The 20934-nt window shown below is 58.3% G+C and carries 21 protein-coding genes; 19 read left to right on the top strand and 2 right to left on the bottom strand.

The window, feature by feature from the left end:
• The first annotated feature begins 387 nt into the window (after nt 1–387).
• From flhA to KDX30_RS22205, 14 genes are all read left to right on the top strand, one after another.
• Complete coding sequence (gene flhA / locus KDX30_RS22140; protein WP_122705960.1) at nt 388–2517, top strand: flagellar biosynthesis protein FlhA; 2130 nt, start codon at nt 388–390, stop codon at nt 2515–2517.
• An 11-nt stretch (nt 2518–2528) separates the two neighbouring features.
• Nucleotides 2529–3857, top strand: coding sequence for a flagellar biosynthesis protein FlhF (flhF, locus tag KDX30_RS22145; RefSeq protein WP_099267348.1), 1329 nt, complete (start codon nt 2529–2531; stop codon nt 3855–3857).
• Nucleotides 3858–3971: 114 nt separating this feature from the next.
• Entirely contained in the window at nt 3972–4805 is an 834-nt protein-coding gene (gene fleN / locus KDX30_RS22150; protein WP_027898770.1) for a flagellar synthesis regulator FleN, read from the top strand.
• Nucleotides 4802–5542 carry an RNA polymerase sigma factor FliA gene (gene fliA, locus KDX30_RS22155; protein ID WP_027898771.1) on the top strand — a complete coding sequence of 247 codons (741 nt, stop codon included), beginning with the start codon at nt 4802–4804 and terminating at the stop codon, nt 5540–5542. Before fleN ends, fliA begins: the two co-directional genes overlap by 4 nt.
• A gap of 289 nt (nt 5543–5831) precedes the next feature.
• Nucleotides 5832–6206 carry a chemotaxis response regulator CheY gene (locus KDX30_RS22160; protein ID WP_176469940.1) on the top strand — a complete coding sequence of 125 codons (375 nt, stop codon included), beginning with the start codon at nt 5832–5834 and terminating at the stop codon, nt 6204–6206.
• 19 nt (nt 6207–6225) lie between these two features.
• Nucleotides 6226–7014, top strand: a complete 789-nt coding sequence (locus KDX30_RS22165; protein WP_027898773.1) for a protein phosphatase CheZ — start codon at nt 6226–6228, stop codon at nt 7012–7014.
• A gap of 38 nt (nt 7015–7052) precedes the next feature.
• Nucleotides 7053–9338: a chemotaxis protein CheA gene (locus KDX30_RS22170; protein WP_231677504.1), complete on the top strand. Its 2286-nt coding sequence runs from the start codon at nt 7053–7055 to the stop codon at nt 9336–9338.
• 239 nt (nt 9339–9577) lie between these two features.
• Entirely contained in the window at nt 9578–10768 is a 1191-nt protein-coding gene (locus KDX30_RS22175; RefSeq protein ID WP_122394630.1) for a protein-glutamate methylesterase/protein-glutamine glutaminase, read from the top strand.
• On the top strand, nt 10768–11508 hold the full coding sequence (locus KDX30_RS22180; RefSeq protein WP_099267345.1) for a flagellar motor protein: 741 nt from the start codon (nt 10768–10770) through the stop codon (nt 11506–11508). Before KDX30_RS22175 ends, KDX30_RS22180 begins: the two co-directional genes overlap by 1 nt.
• Before the next feature lie 6 nt (nt 11509–11514).
• Nucleotides 11515–12402 (top strand): flagellar motor protein MotD, encoded by an 888-nt coding sequence (gene motD, locus KDX30_RS22185; RefSeq protein WP_027898777.1) that lies wholly within the window; start codon nt 11515–11517, stop codon nt 12400–12402.
• A gap of 45 nt (nt 12403–12447) precedes the next feature.
• A complete protein-coding gene (locus tag KDX30_RS22190; RefSeq protein WP_027898778.1) occupies nt 12448–13236 on the top strand; it encodes a ParA family protein in 789 nt (262 codons plus the stop codon).
• A 114-nt stretch (nt 13237–13350) separates the two neighbouring features.
• Nucleotides 13351–14253 carry a CheW domain-containing protein gene (locus KDX30_RS22195; protein ID WP_122394631.1) on the top strand — a complete coding sequence of 301 codons (903 nt, stop codon included), beginning with the start codon at nt 13351–13353 and terminating at the stop codon, nt 14251–14253.
• A gap of 57 nt (nt 14254–14310) precedes the next feature.
• Entirely contained in the window at nt 14311–14790 is a 480-nt protein-coding gene (locus KDX30_RS22200) for a chemotaxis protein CheW (protein ID WP_027898780.1), read from the top strand.
• Complete coding sequence (locus tag KDX30_RS22205; protein ID WP_122705966.1) at nt 14791–15192, top strand: DUF2802 domain-containing protein; 402 nt, start codon at nt 14791–14793, stop codon at nt 15190–15192. It abuts the gene before it with no gap.
• Nucleotides 15193–15954: 762 nt separating this feature from the next.
• On the opposite strand, the gene KDX30_RS22210 is transcribed toward KDX30_RS22205, so the two are convergent.
• Entirely contained in the window at nt 15955–16278 is a 324-nt protein-coding gene (locus KDX30_RS22210) for an EscU/YscU/HrcU family type III secretion system export apparatus switch protein (protein ID WP_027898021.1), read from the bottom strand.
• Nucleotides 16278–17915, bottom strand: coding sequence for a flagellar hook-length control protein FliK (gene fliK / locus KDX30_RS22215; RefSeq protein WP_099267342.1), 1638 nt, complete (start codon nt 17913–17915; stop codon nt 16278–16280). The genes KDX30_RS22210 and fliK overlap by 1 nt, the downstream gene beginning before the upstream one ends.
• A 192-nt stretch (nt 17916–18107) precedes the next feature.
• Between fliK and ccmA the strand changes: the two genes are divergently transcribed.
• From ccmA to ccmE, 5 genes are all read left to right on the top strand, one after another.
• The gene (gene ccmA / locus KDX30_RS22220; RefSeq protein WP_231677505.1) at nt 18108–18749 is read left to right on the top strand and encodes a cytochrome c biogenesis heme-transporting ATPase CcmA; all 642 of its coding nucleotides are present in this window, start codon (nt 18108–18110) and stop codon (nt 18747–18749) included.
• Nucleotides 18746–19417, top strand: a complete 672-nt coding sequence (gene ccmB / locus KDX30_RS22225) for a heme exporter protein CcmB (RefSeq protein WP_122394921.1) — start codon at nt 18746–18748, stop codon at nt 19415–19417. Before ccmA ends, ccmB begins: the two co-directional genes overlap by 4 nt.
• 84 nt (nt 19418–19501) lie before the next feature.
• Nucleotides 19502–20299, top strand: coding sequence for a heme ABC transporter permease (locus KDX30_RS22230; RefSeq protein WP_231677506.1), 798 nt, complete (start codon nt 19502–19504; stop codon nt 20297–20299).
• Nucleotides 20296–20472, top strand: coding sequence for a heme exporter protein CcmD (ccmD, locus tag KDX30_RS22235; RefSeq protein ID WP_027898026.1), 177 nt, complete (start codon nt 20296–20298; stop codon nt 20470–20472). The genes KDX30_RS22230 and ccmD overlap by 4 nt, the downstream gene beginning before the upstream one ends.
• Nucleotides 20469–20933 (top strand): cytochrome c maturation protein CcmE, encoded by a 465-nt coding sequence (gene ccmE / locus KDX30_RS22240; protein WP_027898027.1) that lies wholly within the window; start codon nt 20469–20471, stop codon nt 20931–20933. Before ccmD ends, ccmE begins: the two co-directional genes overlap by 4 nt.
• The last annotated feature ends 1 nt before the right edge of the window (nt 20934 follow it).

Genomic DNA, 20934 nt, shown 5'->3' on the forward strand with positions numbered 1-20934 from the left:
GGGTAAACCGGCAGGGATGCCGGTTTAGCCGCCTCAGGCCATGGATGGCCGGTGGCGGCGGCCCCACGCAGCAAGGTCGGATTACGGGTATGCCGAGCGCCAGCGAGGGACCGAGTGGTGGGGCAAGAGCGTTTTGCTTACTTTTGTCTGGGCCGGCTTCCGGATTTCAAAAGTGAGGCGCTGTAAAAGCGCAACCAATATCAGCCATTAACGCAACAACGGATATGTACACAAAAATCAGTACCCGTTCCAAAAAATCTCACACTTTCTTACAGACCCCACCCGCTATTTCATCACCAATTCCACAGTTGGAAAGCTTCTTGCAATAGGTCATATCAGGTCGCCATCGGCGTCAAAGTTTTGATTTAGCGCGCAGGTGAATAATCGGTGGAACGCTCTCAGTTAATCAGTAGCGCACGTAGCAATCTGGCAGGCCTCGGCCGCGGCCAGCTGGGCGTTCCGTTGCTGCTGTTGGTCATGATGGCAATGATGATGTTGCCCATCCCGCCGTTCCTGCTGGACGTGTTCTTCACGTTCAACATCGCGCTGTCCATCGTGGTTCTGCTGGTCTGTGTGTACGCACTGCGTCCACTCGACTTCTCGGTATTCCCGACCATCCTCCTGGTCGCCACCTTATTGAGGCTGGCGCTCAACGTAGCCTCGACCCGCGTCGTCATGCTGCACGGTCAGGACGGTCACGCCGCTGCCGGTAAAGTGATTCAAGCGTTTGGTGAAGTGGTCATCGGCGGTAACTACGTCGTCGGTATCGTGGTGTTCGCCATCCTGATGATCATCAACTTCGTGGTAATCACCAAAGGTGCCGGACGGATCTCCGAGGTGAGCGCGCGTTTCACCCTGGACGCCATGCCCGGTAAGCAAATGGCAATCGACGCCGACCTGAACGCCGGTCTGATCGACCAGCCTGAAGCCAAGCGTCGCCGTCTTGAAGTCGCTCAGGAAGCCGAGTTCTACGGTTCCATGGACGGTGCCAGCAAGTTCGTTCGTGGTGACGCCATTGCCGGTCTGTTGATTCTCTTCATCAACCTGATTGGCGGCATGCTCGTGGGTATGCTGCAGCACAACATGACATTTGCTGACGCAGGCAAGATTTACACCTTGCTGACCATCGGTGACGGTTTGGTGGCGCAATTGCCATCACTGCTTTTGTCCACCGCCGCAGCGATCATGGTGACCCGTGCTTCCGGTTCGGAAGAAATGGGCAAGATGATCAACCGCCAGATGTTCACTTCCTGGAAAGCGCTGGGTGTGTCTGGCGCGATCATGATCGTGATGGGCCTCGTGCCAGGCATGCCGCACTTTTCCTTCATCAGTCTGGGCCTTGTCGCTTGCGGCATCGGCTACCTGCTGTGGAAGAAAGAGAATCAGGTCAAGGTCGTCGCGTTGGAAGAGGTCAAGCGTCAGCAGGAAATGCTGCCTTCGCCGACGCGTATTCAGGATTCCAAAGAGCTGGGCTGGGATGATGTGACACCCATCGACATGATCGGTCTGGAAGTGGGCTATCGCCTCATTCCGCTGGTAGACCGTAATCAGGGTGGTCAACTGCTGGCGCGGATCAAGGGCGTGCGCAAGAAGCTCTCTCAAGAGCTGGGCTTCCTGATGCCGACCGTACACATTCGCGACAACCTGGACCTGGCTCCCAGCGCCTATCGTTTGACACTGATGGGTGTCACGCTGGCTGAGGCGGAGATTTATCCGGATCGCGAGCTGGCCATCAACCCGGGTCAGGTGTTCGGTTCGCTCAACGGTATTACCGCCAAGGACCCGGCGTTTGGCCTGGAAGCCGTCTGGATCGAAATCAGCCAGCGCAGCCAGGCTCAGTCTCTCGGTTATACCGTGGTTGACGCCAGTACCGTGGTCGCGACCCACCTCAACCAGATTCTTTACAAGCACTCTCATGAGCTGATTGGTCATGAGGAAGTGCAGCAACTGATGCAATTGCTGGCTAAAAGCTCGCCCAAGCTCGCTGATGAGCTGGTTCCAGGCATTCTGTCGTTGTCTGCCTTGCTCAAGGTGTTGCAGGCGCTGTTGGCCGAGCAGGTTCCTGTGCGGGACATCCGCACCATTGCCGAAGCCATCGCCAACAACGCTCAACGGAGTCAAGATACCGCCGCGCTGGTGGCTGCAGTCCGGGTCGGATTGAGCCGCGCAATCGTCCAAAGCATTGTAGGCATTGAGCCGGAGCTACCAGTTATCACGCTGGAGCCAAGGTTGGAACAGATATTGCTCAATAGTCTTCAGAAGGCTGGTCAGGGTCAGGAAGAAGGCGTTCTCCTTGAACCAAGCATGGCGGAAAAACTTCAGCGTTCGCTGATCGACGCCGCCCAGCGTCAAGAGATGCAAGGCTTACCAGTGATTCTGCTGGTGGCAGGCCCGGTTCGGGCCATGCTGTCGCGGTTTGGACGGTTGGCTGTACCAAATATGCACGTGTTGGCGTATCAGGAAATTCCTGACAACAAGCAAGTAACCATCGTAGCGACTGTCGGGCCTAACGGCTGAGGTAGTGAGTCATGCAAGTTAAGCGATTTTTCGCCGCCGATATGCGTCAAGCCATGAAACTGGTTCGTGATGAGCTGGGCGCAGAAGCGGCCATCATCGGGAACCGGCGCATTGCCGGTGGCGTCGAGCTGACTGCCGCTCTGGATTACAAACTGTCCGCGCTCGCACCTCGTGTGCCTAATATCGAGCTCGAGGACGAGTTGCGCAAAACCCAGTCGCGCATCGTCTCGGCCCAGGCAGAACTGAACAACCGCAGCGACAGCGACGGCGCGACCAATCGCCAGTTGTTTGCCGGTTTGCCATTGAGCACCGCTGACACCCACATCGAGCCGACGCTGGAAGAGCCGCCGCGTCCCTCCGCACAGCCGCAGGCCGCTCCGGCGGCACCTGCTGGTGGTCAGCGCGGTTACGACTCGATGCGTTTCGAATTGAATGGCCTGCGTGAGCTGCTGGAAGTCCAGCTCGGCTCCCTGGCGTGGAATCAGTTGCAGGGCAGTCGTCCGGCCCAGGCCAACCTGTGGCGTCGTCTGCAACGTGTCGGTTTGTCTGGCCCGTTGTCCCGCGACCTGCTGGAAATGATCCCTGATATCGACGAGCCACGTCAGGCCTGGCGCATGTTGCTGGCCCACCTGGCGCGCATGATTGAAGTGCCGGACGTCGAGCCGCTTGAAGAGGGCGGTGTGATTGCCATGGTCGGCCCGGCTGGCATGGGCAAGACCACCACGCTGGCCAAGCTGGCAGCGCGCTACGTACTCAAGTACGGCGCACAGAATATCGCTCTGGTCAGCATGGACAGTTTCCGTATCGGCGCTCAGGAGCAGCTCAAGACATTGGGCCGTATCCTCAACGTACCGGTGACTCACGTCGATCCTGGCCAGTCGCTGGCGCAAGCGCTTGATCCGCTGTTGCGCAAGCGCGTCGTGTTGATCGATACCGCGGGCCTGCAAGCCAGTGATCCGGCGTTGCGCATGCAGCTGGAAAGTCTGGCAGGGCGCGGTATCAAATCCCGTAATTATCTGGTCCTGGCAACCACCAGCCAGAAACAGGTGCTGACTGCTGCATATCACAGCTACAAACGCTGTGGTCTGGCCGGATGCATCCTGACCAAGCTGGACGAAACCGCCAGCCTGGGTGAAGTGCTCAGCCTTGCGATCAGTCATGAGCTGCCTGTTGCCTATCTCACTGATGGGCCTAGAATTCCTGACGATCTTCACATTCCACGCCGCCACCAATTGGTGACACGCGCGGTCAACGTGCAGATGCAAGAAGAGCCAAGCGAAGAGGCCATGGCGGATATGTTCGCCGACCTTTACCACAACCCCAACAAACGGGTCGGTTAAGTGAAGCGAACTATTGAGAGTTACCTGCATCGGTGGTCTGCCTGGCATTGCTCTTCATTGAGCGTGTCGCCTGCAATCTGGCTTCGGTCTACGCAAGACAAGGTAAAGAATTAAATGGGCAGCATGCATCCCGTACAGGTGATCGCGGTGACCGGCGGCAAAGGTGGCGTCGGTAAGACTAACGTGTCAGTGAATCTTTCACTGGCCTTGGCCGAGCTCGGCCGGCGCGTCATGTTGCTGGACGCCGACCTTGGCCTGGCGAATGTCGATGTCCTTCTGGGGCTGACGCCTAAACGCACCCTCGCCGATGTGATGGAGGGTCGTTGTGAGCTGCGCGACGTGTTGTTGCAAGGCCCGGGCGGGATCCGGATCGTGCCTGCTGCCTCCGGCACGCAGAGCATGGTTCATCTGAGCCCGGCGCAGCACGCCGGCCTGATCCAGGCTTTCAGTGACATTGGCGACAATCTTGACGTGCTGGTCATCGACACGGCCGCCGGTATCGGCGAGTCGGTGGTCAGCTTTGTCCGGGCTGCTCAGGAAGTCTTGCTGGTGGTGTGCGATGAGCCCACTTCCATCACTGACGCCTACGCCCTGATCAAGTTGCTCAATCGCGATTACGGCATGAACCGTTTCCGGGTCCTGGCCAACATGGCCCAGAGCCCGCAGGAAGGGCGCAACCTGTTCGCCAAGTTGACCAAGGTGACTGACCGCTTCCTGGACGTCGCTTTGCAGTATGTCGGTGCAGTGCCTTACGACGAATGTGTGCGTAAGGCCGTCCAGAAACAACGCGCCGTATACGAAGCTTTCCCACGCTCTAAATGTTCGCTGGCATTCAAGGCCATTGCGCAGAAGGTCGATACCTGGCCGCTGCCTGCCAACCCACGTGGACATCTTGAGTTCTTCGTTGAGCGACTGGTTTACCAGACAAGTGCAGGGCCTGTTCAATGACCGCGAGCGGCTATCAGATGTACAGCAAAGCGTCCAGAAACTCGCAATATGAGTTGATCGAGCGGTATGCTCCGCTGGTCAAGCGCATTGCTTACCATTTATTGGCGCGCCTGCCTGCCAGTGTTCAGGTCGAAGACTTGATTCAGGCGGGGATGATCGGCTTGCTGGAGGTTTCCACCAAGTACGATTGCACCAAGGGTGCCAGTTTCGAGACCTATGCCGGGATTCGTATCCGGGGTGCGATGCTCGATGAAGTGCGCAAGGGAGACTGGGCTCCTCGCTCGGTTCACCGCAATACGCGCATGGTGAGTGACGCAATTCGCTCAATTGAAGCAAAAACCGGCCGTGACGCTAAAGATCACGAGGTTGCGGCCGAACTCCAATTGAGTCTCGATGATTATTACGGGATTTTGAACGATACCTTGGGCAGTCGCCTCTTCAGTTTCGACGACCTCTTGCAGGACGGCGAACATGAAGGACTGCATGAGGATGGCGCAAGCGGTTCGCTTGAGCCGTCGCGCGACCTGGAAGATGAACGTTTCCAGGCTGCGTTGGCAGATGCAATTGCCAACTTGCCGGAGCGTGAACGTCTGGTTTTGGCGCTGTACTATGACGAGGAGCTGAACCTCAAGGAAATCGGTGAGGTCCTGGGGGTCAGCGAATCTCGAGTCAGCCAGTTACACAGCCAGTGCGCAGCTCGTTTACGAGGGCGTTTGGGAGAGTGGCGAGCGCGTTGACAGGTGGTACGCAATCCCTTGTGATTGTGTGTCTCGTGTGAGCAGGCTGTGCAAAGCGTTACGTGGGACAGTGGACAAGGCTGGAGCCGTACAGGCATTCGCGCCACGGACTGTTAAAAGCAATAGCTTTCATGCAGTCCGTGGATTTGCTGTGCGGTTTCCATAGTTGTTGATTTGCCAAGCCCGTCGTTTACGTGCAGCCGATGTGAGCTGTGCCGGTATTGATTGAACAGCGCGTTCAGGTGCTGAACGCGTCAAAGACTGCTTGGAGGTCGAATTGGACAAGAACATGAAAATCCTCATCGTTGATGACTTCTCAACGATGCGGCGGATCATTAAAAACCTGCTGCGTGATCTGGGCTTTACCAACACGTCCGAAGCCGATGACGGGCTTACCGCGTTGCCGATGCTGGAAAGTGGTTCCTTTGACTTTCTGGTAACGGACTGGAACATGCCTGGCATGACTGGTATCGACCTGCTGCGTAAAGTGCGTGCCGATGAGCGCCTCAAGCACCTTCCGGTGTTGATGGTGACCGCAGAAGCCAAGCGCGACCAAATCATTGAAGCGGCTCAGGCCGGCGTCAACGGTTATGTCGTCAAGCCATTCACGGCTCAGGCGCTGAAAGAAAAGATCGACAAGATCTTTGAGCGCGTAAATAGCTGATGTATGCCGCGAGGGCTTTATGGAGAACAACGAAACGTCAATGGGCGAGTTTGAATCGACCCTGAAAAAACACGCAACCGAGCTGGTGGCGAGCCTTGAAAAAGGCCGTTTCGGCGACGCCGTGCAACTGATCCATGAGCTCAACCAGGCTCGGGATCGTGGCCTGTATCAAGAAATCGGCAAGCTGACGCGCGAGTTGCACAGCGCGATCGTCAACTTCCAGATTGACCCGAACATGCCGCAAGCCGAAGAGGTGTCCCAGATCACGGATGCCACCGAGCGCCTGTCGTATGTCGTCAGGCTCACGGAAAACGCGGCCAACCGCACCATGGACCTGGTCGAAGAAAGCACCCCGCTGATGCACAGTCTGAACGACGAGGCCAAGGCCTTGAGTGCGGACTGGGGGCGTTTCATGCGCCGTGAGGTCAGCGCTGATGAGTTTCGTGAGCTGGCGCGTCGTGTCGATGGTTTCTTGACGCGCACTGAAAAGGATACCCACCAGGTTTCCTCTCACCTCAACGACATTCTGCTGGCTCAGGACTTCCAGGACCTCACCGGTCAGGTGATCAAGCGCGTCACGCAGTTGGTCACTGAAGTCGAGAGCAATCTGCTCAAATTGGTGCTCATGGCCAGTCATGTGGACCGCTTTGCGGGCATCGAACATGACGACGAATCCATCCGCGCAGAAAAAGATCCAGAAAAACATATCAAACAGGGTGAAGGTCCGCAGATTCATGCCGATAAACGGGAAGACGTTGTGTCCGGACAGGACGATGTAGACGATCTGCTATCGAGCCTGGGCTTCTAAGTCTGGTCTGTTGACGGTTAATTTTAGGGAGCACCCCAATGAGCTTCGGCGCCGATGAAGAGATCCTTCAGGATTTTCTGGTAGAGGCCGGCGAAATTCTCGAGCAGTTGTCTGAACAGTTGGTCGAGCTGGAAAGCCGACCGGATGACGCAGATCTGCTCAATGCAATTTTTCGCGGTTTTCACACTGTAAAAGGGGGCGCCGGCTTCCTCCAGCTCCATGAGCTGGTGGAGTGCTGCCACATCGCCGAGAACGTCTTCGACATCCTGCGAAAGGGTGAGCGTCGCGTAGACTCGGAACTGATGGACGTGGTCCTTGAAGCGCTGGATGCGGTCAACGCGATGTTCAGCCAGGTGCGTGAGCGCAGTGAAGTGACTCCGGCAACACCGGAATTGCTGGCTGCCCTGGCGCGTCTGGCAGAGCCTGCGTCTGCTGACGAAGCGCCCGCTGCTGAAGTCGTGGAGGAGGCACCTGTCGAAGCTGTCGCTGAAGCGGCTTCCGACGAGATCACCGATACCGAATTCGAAAACCTGCTTGATTCGCTCAATGCCGCCAAGGAGCAACCACCGGTTGTTGCCGCACCGGCTGCTACGGGCGGAGCCGCAACTGACGAAATCACCGACTCGGAATTCGAATCGCTGCTCGACCAGTTGCATGGCAAAGGTCAGTTTGCGCCTGACGCGGCACCTGCTGCCGCTCCGGTCGCTGCAGCACCGGCTGGCAAGGCTCAAAGCGGTGATATCACCGACGATGAATTCGAAGCGCTGCTTGATCAGTTGCACGGCAAAGGTTCGTTCGATGCCACCGCAGTGTTGTCTCCAGCCGCTACCGCAGTTGCGTCAGCGCCTGCTGCTGCCGGAGCCGCATCGGCTGGCAAAGGCAACGAAATCACCGATAACGAATTTGAAGCCTTGCTCGATGAGCTGCACGGCAAGGGCAAGTTCGAGCCGGAAATAGCTGCTACAGCCGCTGCAGTTGCTGCACCTGCGGCCGCCGTTGCAGCACCTGCCAAAGCCGCGACGCCAGCGGCGAAGCCTGCTCCGGCTGCTGCAGCCAAACCGGCTGCTGCACCAGCGCCCGCCAAGGCCGCCGCGCCTGCTCCTGCGCCTGCCAAACCGGCTGCCCCACCTGCTGAAAAGCCGGTCGCTTCAGAAGCGGAAACCACCGTGCGGGTCGATACCGCGCGCCTGGACGAGATCATGAACATGGTCGGCGAACTGGTGCTGGTGCGTAACCGTCTGGTTCGCCTGGGTCTCAATAGCGGCGACGAAGCCATGTCCAAGGCGGTTTCCAACCTGGATGTGGTAACGGCCGACTTGCAGACCGCGGTGATGAAGACCCGGATGCAGCCGATCAAGAAAGTCTTCGGTCGCTTCCCGCGACTCGTTCGCGACCTGGCTCGTCAGCTCAAGAAAGAAATCAACCTTGAGCTGGTGGGTGAAGAAACCGATCTGGACAAGAACCTCGTCGAGGCGCTTGCCGATCCACTGGTCCACTTGGTGCGTAACGCGGTTGACCACGGTGTGGAAACACCGGAAGAGCGCGAAGCATCCGGCAAGCCCCGTGGCGGTCGCGTCATTCTCTCTGCCGAGCAGGAAGGCGACCACATCCTGTTGTCGATCTCCGATGACGGCAAGGGCATGGACCCTAACGTCCTGCGCGCGATTGCGGTCAAGCGTGGCGTGATGGACAAGGATGCTGCAGATCGTCTGAGCGATACCGACTGCTACAACCTGATCTTCGCACCGGGCTTCTCGACCAAGACCGAGATCTCCGACGTATCGGGTCGTGGTGTGGGCATGGATGTGGTGAAAACCAAGATTGCCCAGCTCAACGGTACGATCAACATCTACTCGACCAAGGGCCAGGGCTCGAAGATCGTCATCAAGGTGCCGTTGACCCTGGCGATCATGCCGACCCTGATGGTGATGCTGGGCAACCAGGCCTTCGCTTTCCCGCTGGTCAACGTCAACGAGATCTTCCACCTGGACCTGTCGACCACCAACGTCGTCGATGGTCAGGAAGTCGTGATCGTGCGTGACAAGGCGCTGCCGCTGTTCTACCTCAAGCGCTGGCTGGTCAGTTCGGCCGTCCACGAAGAGCAGCATGAAGGGCATGTGGTGATTCTTTCCGTGGGCACTCAGCGGATCGGCTTCGTTGTCGATCAACTGGTCGGCCAGGAAGAGGTGGTCATCAAGCCGCTGGGCAAAATGCTGCAGGGAACGCCTGGCATGTCAGGCGCCACCATCACCGGTGACGGTCGCATTGCCTTGATTCTCGATGTGCCGAGTATGCTCAAGCGGTACGCCGCACGGCGTATTTGATTCTGGTGCCACCGGCAGGCAACTGCCTGTGGCGCCTGGTCAGGTTGTGTCGAAACGCTGCGAATGCACGAGAAGGCAATAACAACAACGTCGAGTCGCGTGCGTAGCTGGCAATAGAGCGTATGCGTCTCGTGGCCCTTTGGGATGCGTTCGGTCGATTTGTTGTCATCGCCCGAATCGCGCTTCAAAGGCATGTCGCACAGCGCAGTCGTTTCCGTGCAGCCTGTAATGGAGTGTTTATGGTAGTCAAGGTATTGGTGGTGGATGACTCCGGTTTCTTCCGCCGCCGCGTCACGGAAATTCTTTCTTCAGACCCAAACATCAAGGTTGTCGGTACTGCGAGCAACGGCAAGGAAGCGATTGATCTGGTGCTGTCGCTCAAGCCTGACGTGATTACCATGGACTACGAAATGCCCATGATGGACGGCATTACCGCCGTTCGCCAGATCATGCAGCGCAGTCCAACCCCGGTGCTGATGTTCTCCTCGCTGACTCACGAAGGTGCCCGCGTTACGCTGGATGCACTGGACGCCGGTGCGGTGGATTTCCTGCCCAAGAATTTCGAAGACATTTCGCGTAACCCGCAGAAGGTCAAGCAACTGCTGTGCGAAAAAGTCCACAGCATTTCGCGCAGTAATCGCCGCGGCTTGAGCGGTTCTGCTGCTCCCGTAGCAGCTCCCGTCTCATCTCCGGCTCATGCACCGATTCACAGCCCGGCCCATGCGCCGGCTGCGACTCCGGTCACCAGCAGAACTACAAGTCCGACTCCGGCTCCAGCGCGGCCGATAACCCCGCGTGCTGCACCTGCGCCAGCTCCAGCGGCAAGCAGCAGCTCGCACCCGCCGTTGTCAGGGACACCGAAACGCAAGAACTACAAGCTGGTCGCTATCGGCACCTCGACGGGCGGCCCTGTTGCCTTGCAACGCGTGCTGACCCAATTGCCTGCCAGCTTTCCTGCGCCGATCGTGTTGATTCAGCACATGCCCGCAGCGTTTACCAAGGCCTTCGCTGAACGTCTGGACAAGCTGTGCAAGATCAGCGTCAAGGAAGCGGAGGATGGCGACATTCTGCGTCCAGGCCTTGCGCTACTGGCGCCGGGCGGCAAGCAAATGATGATTGACGGCCGTGGTTCGGTGAAGATCCTGCCGGGCGACGAGCGTCTGAATTACAAGCCGTGCGTAGACATTACGTTCGGTTCGGCGGCCAAATCCTACGGTGACAAGGTATTGGCGGTAGTGCTGACCGGCATGGGTGCAGACGGCCGCGAAGGTGCGCGTCTGCTCAAGCAGGGCGGTAGCCACGTCTGGGCTCAGGATGAAGCGAGCTGCGTGATCTACGGCATGCCAATGGCGATCGTCAAAGCTGATCTGGCTGACGCGATTTACAGTCTGGACGATATCGGCCGGCACCTCGTGGAGGCGTGTGTCTGATGGATGTTTTGAGTCTGATCGGTATCATCCTCGCGTTCGTTGCAATTGTCGGCGGTAACTATCTGGAAGGTGGGCATCTGTCCGCCTTGCTCAATGGTCCTGCGGCCTTGATCGTGATTGGCGGTACGCTGGCGGCGTCGATGCTGCAGGCACCGATGAGCGCGTTCAAGCGTGCCATTCAGATTGCTGTCTGGATTCTCTTCCCGCCACGCATTGACCTGGCGAGTGGTGTCGACCGGGTCATCAACTGGAGCATGACCGCCCGCAAGGAAGGCTTGCTCGGCCTTGAGTCGGTGGCCGATGCCGAGCCTGACAGCTATGCCCGCAAAGGCCTGCAGTTGTTAGTCGATGGTGCTGAGCCGCAAGCGATTCGCAGCATCCTGGAGGTGGATTTCATGACCCAGGAGCATCGTGATATCCAGGCCGCCAAAGTCTTTGAAAGCATGGGCGGCTATGCGCCTACCATCGGCATCATCGGCGCCGTCATGGGCCTGATCCACGTCATGGGCAATCTCGCTGATCCGAGCCAGCTGGGCAGCGGTATTGCCGTGGCTTTCGTCGCTACTATTTATGGCGTGGCTTCGGCCAACCTGATCCTGTTGCCGGTTGCCAACAAGCTCAAGAGCATCGCCCTGCGTCAGTCGCGCTATCGCGAAATGCTTCTCGAAGGTCTGCTGTCCATTGCCGAGGGTGAAAACCCGCGCTCCATTGAACTCAAGCTGCAAGGCTTCATGGAGTAATACGCCATGGCTCGACGTCGTCGACCCGAAGAGCACGAAAATCACGAGCGCTGGCTGGTGTCCTACGCGGACTTCATCACGCTGCTGTTTGCCTTCTTTGTCGTGATGTACTCGATTTCTTCGGTCAACGAAGGCAAGTACAAAATCCTTTCCGAAGCGCTGGTGGGCGTGTTCAACGAACCCGAGCGCAGCATGAAGCCGATTCCCATTGGCGAGCAGCGTCCTTTATCGGTCAAGCCGGCCGAGCCGTTGGTCAAGGACAGTGAGCAAGTCGATGCGGGCATTGGCCAGAACGTGACCGACCCGCTCAAGGAAATTGCCGATGAAGTGCGTGATGGTTTCGGTGACCTGATCAAGTCCAATCAGATGACGGTGCGTGGCAACGAACTGTGGATCGAAATCGAGCTCAGTTCCGGCCTGTTGTTCGGCAGCGGGGACGCCATCCCCAGTGACAAGGCGTTCACGATCATTGAAAAAGTCGCCAAGATTCTCAAGCCGTTCGACAACCCGGTTCATGTCGAGGGCTTTACCGATGATCAGCCGATCAGCACTTCCCAGTTCCCGACCAACTGGGAACTGTCTTCGGCGCGCTCGTCTAGCATCGTGCGCATGCTGGCGATGGAAGGCTTGAACCCGGCCCGTATGGCTTCCGTTGGGTATGGCGAGTTCCAGCCTGTGGCTTCCAACGCTACGGCGGAAGGGCGTGGCCGCAATCGCCGGGTCGTGCTGGTGATCTCCCGTAATCTTGATGTACGTCGCAGCCTGACCGCTTCCGGTTCAGCCAATGCGCAACCGGATGCTGCATTGCGCCGTGCTGGCACACAAACTGCACCTGCGCCTGTCAACCCGGCGGTGCGCAGCAATACCGTCAATTCTTCGTCACCCGTACGATAGTCGTTTCTCGGTATGGCCACCGCCATGGCGGGAGGAAGAGCACACATGAGAGTCTGGGCAGTAGCCAATCAAAAAGGTGGCGTTGGTAAAACCACCTCCACCATCGCGTTAGCCGGGCTGTTGGCCGAGGCGGGCAAGCGCGTGGTCGTGGTCGATCTGGATCCCCATGGCTCGATGACCAGTTATTTCGGTCACGACCCGGACACCCTTGAACACAGTGTCTATGACCTGTTTTTGAACAAGGGCAGCATTCCGGACGGCCTGCCAGGCCAGTTGCTGTTACCCACCAGCGATCAACGTATTTCGTTGCTGCCGTCGAGCACTGCGCTGGCAACGCTCGAGCGCCAGTCACCCGGCCAGAATGGCCTGGGCCTGGTCATCGCCAAAAGCCTGGCGCAGCTTTGGCAGGAATTCGATTACGCGTTAATCGACAGCCCTCCGTTGCTGGGCGTGTTGATGGTCAATGCATTGGCGGCCAGTCAGCAACTGGTGATCCCGGTGCAGACCGAGTTTCTCGCCGTCAAAGGTCTGGAGCGCATGGTGAACACGCTGGCGATGATCAACCGTTCGCGCAAGGTCCCATTGCCGTACACCATCGTGCCGACCTTATTCGACCGACGTACCCAGGCCTCCATGGGCACCCTTAAATTCCTGCGCGACAGTTTCCCCGAGCACGTCTGGAAAGCCTATGTGCCGGTGGATACCCGTTTACGAGACGCCAGTCGCAAGGGCGTGACGCCTTCGCAGTTTGATAACAAAAGTCGCGCGGTGCTGGCTTATCGGGCACTGCTCAAGCATTTGCTGTCCGAACAACTCATGGCGCAGGTGGCCTGACATGAGCATGTCATCTTTATTTGCAGCGGGCACACAGATCCATTCAAGTCGGGGCTTACATTGGCCGATAACTCTTTCAAGCGGTAAACGCGTCAATCATTGTGTGGCACCTGTATGAACCTGAATCGGCCTGTAGAGATAGCAACACGACCGCAGTTGGCGCTGCAGTCTTATCTGGATGCGCTGCTTCAGGACGCCACCGAAGATTTGCCCGAAGTATTGCCAGCCGAACCGCAGTTCTCGGCTGAGGATGATTTCGAAGCAGCGGTGCGTGAGGAGCAGGAACATGACAAGCGCATGCAGGCGCTGGCGACACCGATAGCGGTGGCCGTTGCCGCACCTGCGCCTGTCGCTGTGCCGGTTGCAGTCGCTGCGCCAGTGGTCGTGCCGGTTGCGGCTCCAGTGGTGGCGCGGGTTGAAGTCGAAGTGGTGCCGGAAGTCGCGGAAGTGGTTCCGGTGCAAGAGGTTGAGTTGATTGAGCCGGTTGCCGACGTGCATCTGGCAACCGCCCATGGCACACCCACGCCGCCGCCTGCCAGCGACGGCCGACCTGCATGGGCAGAAGAGCCGTTCGAATGCCTGTTGTTTGATGTGGCCGGTTTGACGCTGGCAGTACCGTTGGTTTGCCTGGGGTCGATTTATCCCTTGGCCGGACATGATTTGACGCCGCTGTTTGGTCAGCCGGAATGGTTCCTCGGAATCCTGCCGAGCCAGAGCGGTAACCTGAAAGTCCTGGATACCGCGCGCTGGATCATGCCGGATCGCTATCGCGATGATTTTCGCCAAGGCTTGCAGTACGTAATTTCGGTTCAAGGCTACGAGTGGGGGTTGGCGGTGCATCAGGTCAGTCGCTCGCTACGCCTTGACCCAAAGGAGATCAAATGGCGTACCCAGCGAGGGCAGCGTCCCTGGTTGGCGGGCACAGTGATAGAGCACATGTGCGCCTTGCTGGATGTTTCAGAGTTGGCCGAGTTGATAGCCAGTGGCGCGGTCAAGCAGATGCACAAAACCAAATAATCAAGAGGGGGCGTACAGCACGCCTCCTGCACAGCACACACGCGAGGGGTTGGGGTTATGAAGAAGTCGTCCGCACAAGGTTCCGAAGATCCTATTCTGCAGTGGGTTACTTTCCGCCTGGATAACGAGTCTTACGGCATCAACGTGATGCAGGTTCAGGAAGTGCTGCGCTACACCGAAATCGCTCCCGTACCGGGTGCTCCAAGCTACGTGCTGGGTATCATCAACCTGCGCGGTAACGTCGTGACCGTGATCGACACGCGTCAGCGCTTTGGTCTGGATCCGGTTGAAGTCAGCGACAACACTCGTATTGTGATCATCGAAGCCGACAAGCAAGTGGTCGGTATTCTGGTCGACAGCGTTGCCGAAGTGGTTTACCTGCGTCAGTCTGAGGTGGAAACTGCACCAAACGTGGGTAACGACGAATCCGCCAAGTTCATTCAGGGTGTCTGCAACAAGAACGGCGAGCTGTTGATCCTTGTCGAGCTGGACAAGATGATGTCCGAAGAAGAGTGGTCCGAGCTGGAGAACATCTGATTGATGCTTGAGGTAGCTGTCATTTTCCTGGGGATTCTCTGGGTAGTGACCCTGGGTTGGTTCATCACATACACCAAGCGTCAGCGCCAGCTCGAACTGAAAAGGGAAGAGCTGGACGTTTTACGTGATCAGCGCTTTCGGGAGCTGGCCAGGCGGGTGGACCATTTCCAGAGCGGTACCGTCAAAATGGGTGAGGCCTTGCACGAGCTGCGGGCGACTGTCGGGCCTTTGCCCGACAAACTCACCGCATTGGAGCAGCGTGACCCATCAACCCTTTCTTTCGCCCAGGCCGCACGCCTGGTCGGCATGGGCGCCAGTGTCGATGAACTCACTCAGGCTTGTGGTTTGACTCAGGCAGAGGCTCAGTTGATGAGCAAGTTGCATAGTCATAATCAGGGGTGATAGCGGACGTTCCTCCACCTTGTGGGGACATATCCGTTTCTGGGGTGATGGCGGATATTGGTTGCGCTTTTACAGCGCGTCACTTTTGAACAGCGCAAAAGTAACCAAAACGCTCTTGCCCCACCACTGGGTGCCTCGCTGTCGCTCGGCATACCCGTAATCCGACATTGCTGCGTGGGGCCGCCGCCACCGGCCATCCATGGCCTGAGGCGGCTAAACCGGCATCCCTGCCGGTTTGCCCCACGCAGCAATATCGCATTCCGGCCGGCGTGGTTTAACGGGGCGCCTCAGATCAAAATCAAAAGCAGATCAAAAACAGCGGTTTCACCGCGGAACGGTAGGAGCGAACTTGTTCGCGAGACGTCCCGACAGCCAACGCATTCTTCGTATGACACACCCCATCGCAGCCTTCGGCAGCTCCTACAGATGCCGAGGAAATCCACACAATCAGGTCGGCTATCAGGCCGCCGCGCTGTTGATTTTGATCTGAGGCGCCCCGTTAAATCAGGCTGGCCGAACGCAGATTCTGAAGCGTGGGCAAACCGGCAAGGATGCCGGTTTAGCCGCACCGGGCCATGGATGGCCCATTGCGGCGGCCCGCGGTTCAGGATCTGCGGGCGGGTACACCGAGCGACAGCGAGGTGCCGAGTGATGGGGCAAGAGCGCTCTGGTTACTTTCGCGCTTTTCGAAAGTGACGCGCTGTAAAAGCGCAACCAATACCAGCCTTCACCCCAACAACGGATATGTACGCAAAAGTAGCTTCACCACTTAGGCGTAATATCCCGCTCCACCGGCGGTGCATCCGGATCCTGGCCCACCGGAAACTTGCCCTTCAAATGCCATGCAAAAGCAATGATCTCCGCAATGGTCCGATACAGCGGCTCTGGAATGCTGTCGCCCAGCTCCATACGCGCCAGTAACTTGACCAGCTCGGCATTCTCATAAATAGGCACCTCATATTCCCGGGCAATGGCCAGAATAGCTTCGGCCAACTGATCGTCACCTTTGGCGCTCAGAGTCGGCGTGTGTGTGCCGTCGTAAGTCAGCGCGATCGCCTGGCGCGGGTTTTGGTCGGGTTTGCTCATCAGGCGTTCTCGTCGATCCAGCGTTGTTGAAGGGTAGTGCGCGGTCCTTGATGGGGCACGCCCTGACTGCAAGCCAACTCACCGACTTCAAGGCCGGAGGCGATCAACCGCTCGCGCAAATACCCGAGTTCATTGCTGATCAGGGCAGCACTGTCAGCGCGTTCGGCCCACAGCTGGCTCGACAACTTGCCACGGTGCAATTGCGCCTGAACCTGAAGTGCGCCAAGGGGCGTCAGATCGAAGGCCAGGTCGATCTTCCAGAGTTTCTCCCGTACGTCCTTCGGCTCGCTGTCGTCCTTCTCCTGATTGCTGTCTTTTTCCGGCATGTCTTCGCGCTGTATCTTGACCTGCATCGGCACGATGTCCTGGCCGTTGCGCATCGGGATTTCCAGTTGCCAAGCGGTCACTTGAGTACCGTCAGCGTTGGTCCGGGTCTGCTCCAGGCTACCCAACTGATGACTCTGCACGCGTGAAACGGCTGCGGCAGCGAGTTTCAGCAGAATCTCCAGGTCATCCTCTTTGCCGCTCTTGATCGCTCGCGAGGGCAGCGGGAAATGGACTGGCAATGGCGGTGGCGCGACCAGTCCCATAGTGCCCAGCGCGCTACGCAATACACCGGGCATGGTTCGGGCCAGCATGTTGGAGGCGGCGGCAGCGTCATAGCTGGTGTTGGCGGGCAAGCCGGGCAGCAACTGCGCGATGAGTTGCATCAGGTTGGCCTTCATGTCTGGCATCGCCATCGGGTTCATTCCCGAGAGCAGCTTTGCCTCCATGAACAGGCCGCTGGCGTTGATCGCCTGGGCGACGACGCGGGGATTGCTCATCTGCTCCATGTCCGGCAAGTCCGCCAGCAACTGCTGAATGCTCGCTTGCAACGGTGTTGAGGGCGCAGACGATGTAGAAGGAGGGGGTTGAAGGTTGCGCAGCGCATTGATCAGCACGTCCAGCGAACCCTGACGGTTTTGCTGAGTGGTGAGTTGCTGGGTCACCGCCAATTGATCAAGGTTGCTGGGCAGCGGCACGAAATTGAGCGACTGGCTGCCCTGCACCTGGGCGCTCAGCAATGAGCCGGGGCGCAACGGCTGAGGGCTTTCGATGCTCAGGCTGGTGCCCGCCAAGGCCGTATTAAGCAGAACCACAATGGATTTATACAGGGCTGGCTGTGCGGCGGATTGTGTACCAGGTTGCGCCGTCCCCAAGCCGGTCAATTGATTCACGGCATCAGCCACGACCTGAGTCGTCAGCACCCGCGCCTGCAGCAATGTGCCTTGCGGTAACTTTTCAGTGTCGATGCTGGTCTGCAGGTTATTCAATGCAGTGTTGACCTGTTGCAAGGTCATGGTCAGCGCATTGGGGGACGCTTGCGAGATTGAGAGCGTAGTGCCCGGCGTGAGGGGCAGGGGGCTGGTTACACTGACGCTGGTCTGTAGACCATTACCCAACGCGATCTTGATCAGTAACTGAAAATTCTGTTGCAGTTGCTTGAGGGTGATCACCTCGGCAGCGACAGTCTCGCCCGGCTTTATAAGGTTTTCCATCGGCTGGAGGAGTTGAAGCACTTGCGCCGGGGAGAGGCCTGCGCGGCCCAGAGCGGCAGCGGCGGTAGTCGGTTGAAGGCTGGTGATGTCACCTGTCATGGAATCGCGACCTGTTGAAAATGCCCTCTTGTGGCGGACATGCCATGTATAATGCGGCCCGCTGTGGCAGCCACCGATACAAATGAAGTTGCCAATGTAACGGCCGTTTCAAAGCTGACTTGAACAGCCATTTCCTCAGACCGCATTTTCCGCGCTGTGTTCTGATGCGACTATGCGGCACCGGGACCCCTGATGACTCCTTCTGCACCTTTTCTGCAAGCCATTGATCTGGCGTGCGAGCGCGACTGGCGAATGCTTTTCGAGCACCTCGACGTGCACGTAAATGCTGGCGACATGCTGCAGATCAGTGGCCCAAACGGCAGCGGCAAGACCAGTCTGTTGCGCCTGCTCTGCGGGCTCATGCAGCCGACTGCGGGCCAGGTACTGGTCAACGGCTTGCCGTTGGGCGAACAGCGAATCCAGCTGGCTCGTAATCTGCTCTGGATCGGCCATGCTGCGGGCATCAAGGATTTGCTGACCCCGGTGGAAAACCTTGTCTGGCTGAGTGCGTTGCATCGTCCGGTTGAATCAACGGCTATCTGGCAGGCTCTCGAAGCCGTCGGTCTTGCAGGCTTCGAAGACGTCCCGTGTCACACGCTGTCGGCCGGGCAACAGCGACGGGTAGCTCTGGCGCGCCTGTATCTGGACTGCCCGCCGGTCTGGATCCTCGACGAACCTTTCACGGCGCTGGACAAGCAAGGCGTCGCGCAACTGGAGGAACATCTGGCCGGACATTGCGAGCGGGGCGGCATGATTGTGTTGACCACTCACCACACCTTGAGCCGAACACCGGCCGGTTATCGCGATATTGATCTGGGGCAATGGGCCGTATGAGTCATGTGTTTACCCTGTTGATCGCACGCGAGGCACGCTTGTTGTTCAGGCGTCCCGCCGAGTTGGCCAACCCGTTGGTGTTCTTCGCGATTGTCATTGCGTTGTTCCCGCTAGCGGTCGGTCCGGAGACGCAACTGTTGCAAACCTTGTCGCCGGGATTAGTCTGGGTAGCGGCTCTGTTATCGGTGCTGCTCTCGCTGGACGGCCTGTTCCGTAGCGATTTCGAGGACGGCTCTCTGGAGCAATGGGTGCTTTCCTCGCACTCTCTGGCGATGCTGGTGCTGGCCAAAGTGCTGGCTCATTGGACCTTTTCCGGGCTGGCACTGGTATTGTTGGCGCCGCTGCTGGCACTGATGCTGGGTTTGCCCACTCAGTGCCTGCCGGTGTTGTTACTGTCATTGCTGTTGGGGACGCCGGTATTGAGTCTGCTCGGTGCGGTCGGCGCGGCATTGACGGTGGGGCTGAAGCGAGGCGGTTTGTTACTGGCCCTGTTGATTCTGCCGTTGTATATCCCGGTCCTGATTCTGGGAAGTGGCGCGCTGCAAGCGGCACTGCAAGGTATGCCTGCGACGGGTTACCTGCTCTGGCTCGGCAGCCTGACCGCGCTTGCGGTTACCCTGACCCCCTTTGCAATAGCGGCTGGCCTGAAGATCAGCGTCGGCGAATAAATGAGGTTCTGCCTGAATGACTCTTTTAGTCAGCAGCAAACCCGAGCGACACCGTGAGAAGGCAGTTTGATGAAAGGCAGCGTGATGAAAGACAACGCTAAACGCGGGTTGAGCTGGGCGTGGTTCCACAAGCTCGGTTCCCCTAAATGGTTCTACGGCATCAGTGGGCGTCTGCTGCCCTGGCTGAGTATCGCCGCGGTGTTGCTGATCGGCATCGGCGTCGTCTGGGGCCTGGCCTTCGCGCCACCGGATTACCAGCAGGGCAACAGCTTTCGCATCATCTATATCCATGTTCCGGCCGCCATGCTCGCCCAGTCCTGCTACGTGATGCTGGCGGTCTGCGGCGTGGTCGGGCTGGTGTGGAAAATGAAACTCGCCGACGTCGCGCTGCAAAGTGCTGCGCCCATCGGTGCCTGGATGACGGCGTTGGCGCTGATCAGCGGGGCTATCTGGGGCAAGCCCACCTGGGGCTCGTGGTGGGTCTGGGATGCGCGCCTTACCTCGATGCTGATTTTGCTGTTCCTTTATCTGGGCCTGATCGCCCTCAGCAACGCCATCAGCAACCGCGACAGCGCCGCCAAGGCCTGTGCAGTGCTGGCCATTGTCGGGGTGATCAATATTCCGATCATCAAATACTCAGTGGAGTGGTGGAACACCCTTCATCAGGGCGCCACATTCAGCCTCACCGAAAAACCGGCGATGCCTGCGGAAATGTGGCTGCCGCTGCTGTTTACGGTACTGGGTTTCTATTGCTTCTTCGGCGCGATCGTTTTGCTGCGCATGCGCCTTGAGTTGCTCAAGCGTGAAGCCCGGGCCAGTTGGGTCAAGGCCGAAGTGCTCAAATCCCTGGGGCAGCCGCCGGTGAAGGGAGAGGCACCATGAAATTTGATTCATTCGGCGAATTTCTGGCCATGGGTCATCATGGCCTGTTCGTCTGGTCGGCCTATGGCATCTGTTTTGTGGTGCTGGCGATCAATGTGGCGCTGCCGCTGCTGGCACGTCGGCGTTACCTGCAACAAGAGGCGCGTCGCCTGCGCTGGGAGAAACAGAAGTGAATCCGCTGCGTAAAAAGCGCCTGTTGATCATCGTGGCGATCCTCGCCGGTGTCAGCATCGCCGTAACTCTGGCTTTGAGTGCCTTGAAAGAAAACATCAACCTGTTCTACACCCCGACCCAGATTGCCAATGGCGAAGCGCCGCTGGATACGCGGATTCGTGCGGGCGGCATGGTTGAAAAAGGCTCCTTGCAGCGCTCTCCGGACTCGCTGGACGTGAAATTCATCGTCACCGATTTCAACAAGGCCGTAACCATTACCTACCGTGGCATCCTGCCGGACCTGTTCCGCGAAGGGCAGGGCATTGTCGCCCTTGGCAAGCTCGGCGCAGATGGCGTGGTCGTCGCCGATGAAGTGCTGGCCAAGCACGATGAAAAGTATATGCCGCCGGAAGTCACCAAGGCGCTCAAGGAAAGCGGTCAACCCGCCCCGATTTCTTCAACACCATCGAAGCAGGGCTGAT

The organism is Pseudomonas quasicaspiana, assembly GCF_021147825.1.
Lineage (GTDB): Bacteria > Pseudomonadota > Gammaproteobacteria > Pseudomonadales > Pseudomonadaceae > Aquipseudomonas > Aquipseudomonas quasicaspiana.

What these genes read in the sequence shown, in the direction of transcription:
- KDX30_RS22230 (WP_231677506.1), top strand. Translation starts at nt 19,502, where the DNA reads ATGAAAGACAACGCTAAACGCGGGTTGAGCTGGGCGTGGTTCCACAAG.
- fleN (WP_027898770.1), top strand. Translation starts at nt 3,972, where the DNA reads ATGGGCAGCATGCATCCCGTACAGGTGATCGCGGTGACCGGCGGCAAA.
- ccmB (WP_122394921.1), top strand. Translation starts at nt 18,746, where the DNA reads ATGAGTCATGTGTTTACCCTGTTGATCGCACGCGAGGCACGCTTGTTG.
- KDX30_RS22190 (WP_027898778.1), top strand. Translation starts at nt 12,448, where the DNA reads ATGAGAGTCTGGGCAGTAGCCAATCAAAAAGGTGGCGTTGGTAAAACC.
- KDX30_RS22200 (WP_027898780.1), top strand. Translation starts at nt 14,311, where the DNA reads ATGAAGAAGTCGTCCGCACAAGGTTCCGAAGATCCTATTCTGCAGTGG.
- flhF (WP_099267348.1), top strand. Translation starts at nt 2,529, where the DNA reads ATGCAAGTTAAGCGATTTTTCGCCGCCGATATGCGTCAAGCCATGAAA.
- KDX30_RS22170 (WP_231677504.1), top strand. Translation starts at nt 7,053, where the DNA reads ATGAGCTTCGGCGCCGATGAAGAGATCCTTCAGGATTTTCTGGTAGAG.
- fliA (WP_027898771.1), top strand. Translation starts at nt 4,802, where the DNA reads ATGACCGCGAGCGGCTATCAGATGTACAGCAAAGCGTCCAGAAACTCG.
- ccmA (WP_231677505.1), top strand. Translation starts at nt 18,108, where the DNA reads ATGACTCCTTCTGCACCTTTTCTGCAAGCCATTGATCTGGCGTGCGAG.
- fliK (WP_099267342.1), bottom strand. Translation starts at nt 17,915, where the DNA reads ATGACAGGTGACATCACCAGCCTTCAACCGACTACCGCCGCTGCCGCT.
- KDX30_RS22175 (WP_122394630.1), top strand. Translation starts at nt 9,578, where the DNA reads ATGGTAGTCAAGGTATTGGTGGTGGATGACTCCGGTTTCTTCCGCCGC.
- motD (WP_027898777.1), top strand. Translation starts at nt 11,515, where the DNA reads ATGGCTCGACGTCGTCGACCCGAAGAGCACGAAAATCACGAGCGCTGG.
- KDX30_RS22195 (WP_122394631.1), top strand. Translation starts at nt 13,351, where the DNA reads ATGAACCTGAATCGGCCTGTAGAGATAGCAACACGACCGCAGTTGGCG.
- KDX30_RS22160 (WP_176469940.1), top strand. Translation starts at nt 5,832, where the DNA reads ATGAAAATCCTCATCGTTGATGACTTCTCAACGATGCGGCGGATCATT.
- KDX30_RS22210 (WP_027898021.1), bottom strand. Translation starts at nt 16,278, where the DNA reads ATGAGCAAACCCGACCAAAACCCGCGCCAGGCGATCGCGCTGACTTAC.
- KDX30_RS22165 (WP_027898773.1), top strand. Translation starts at nt 6,226, where the DNA reads ATGGAGAACAACGAAACGTCAATGGGCGAGTTTGAATCGACCCTGAAA.
- KDX30_RS22180 (WP_099267345.1), top strand. Translation starts at nt 10,768, where the DNA reads ATGGATGTTTTGAGTCTGATCGGTATCATCCTCGCGTTCGTTGCAATT.
- ccmD (WP_027898026.1), top strand. Translation starts at nt 20,296, where the DNA reads ATGAAATTTGATTCATTCGGCGAATTTCTGGCCATGGGTCATCATGGC.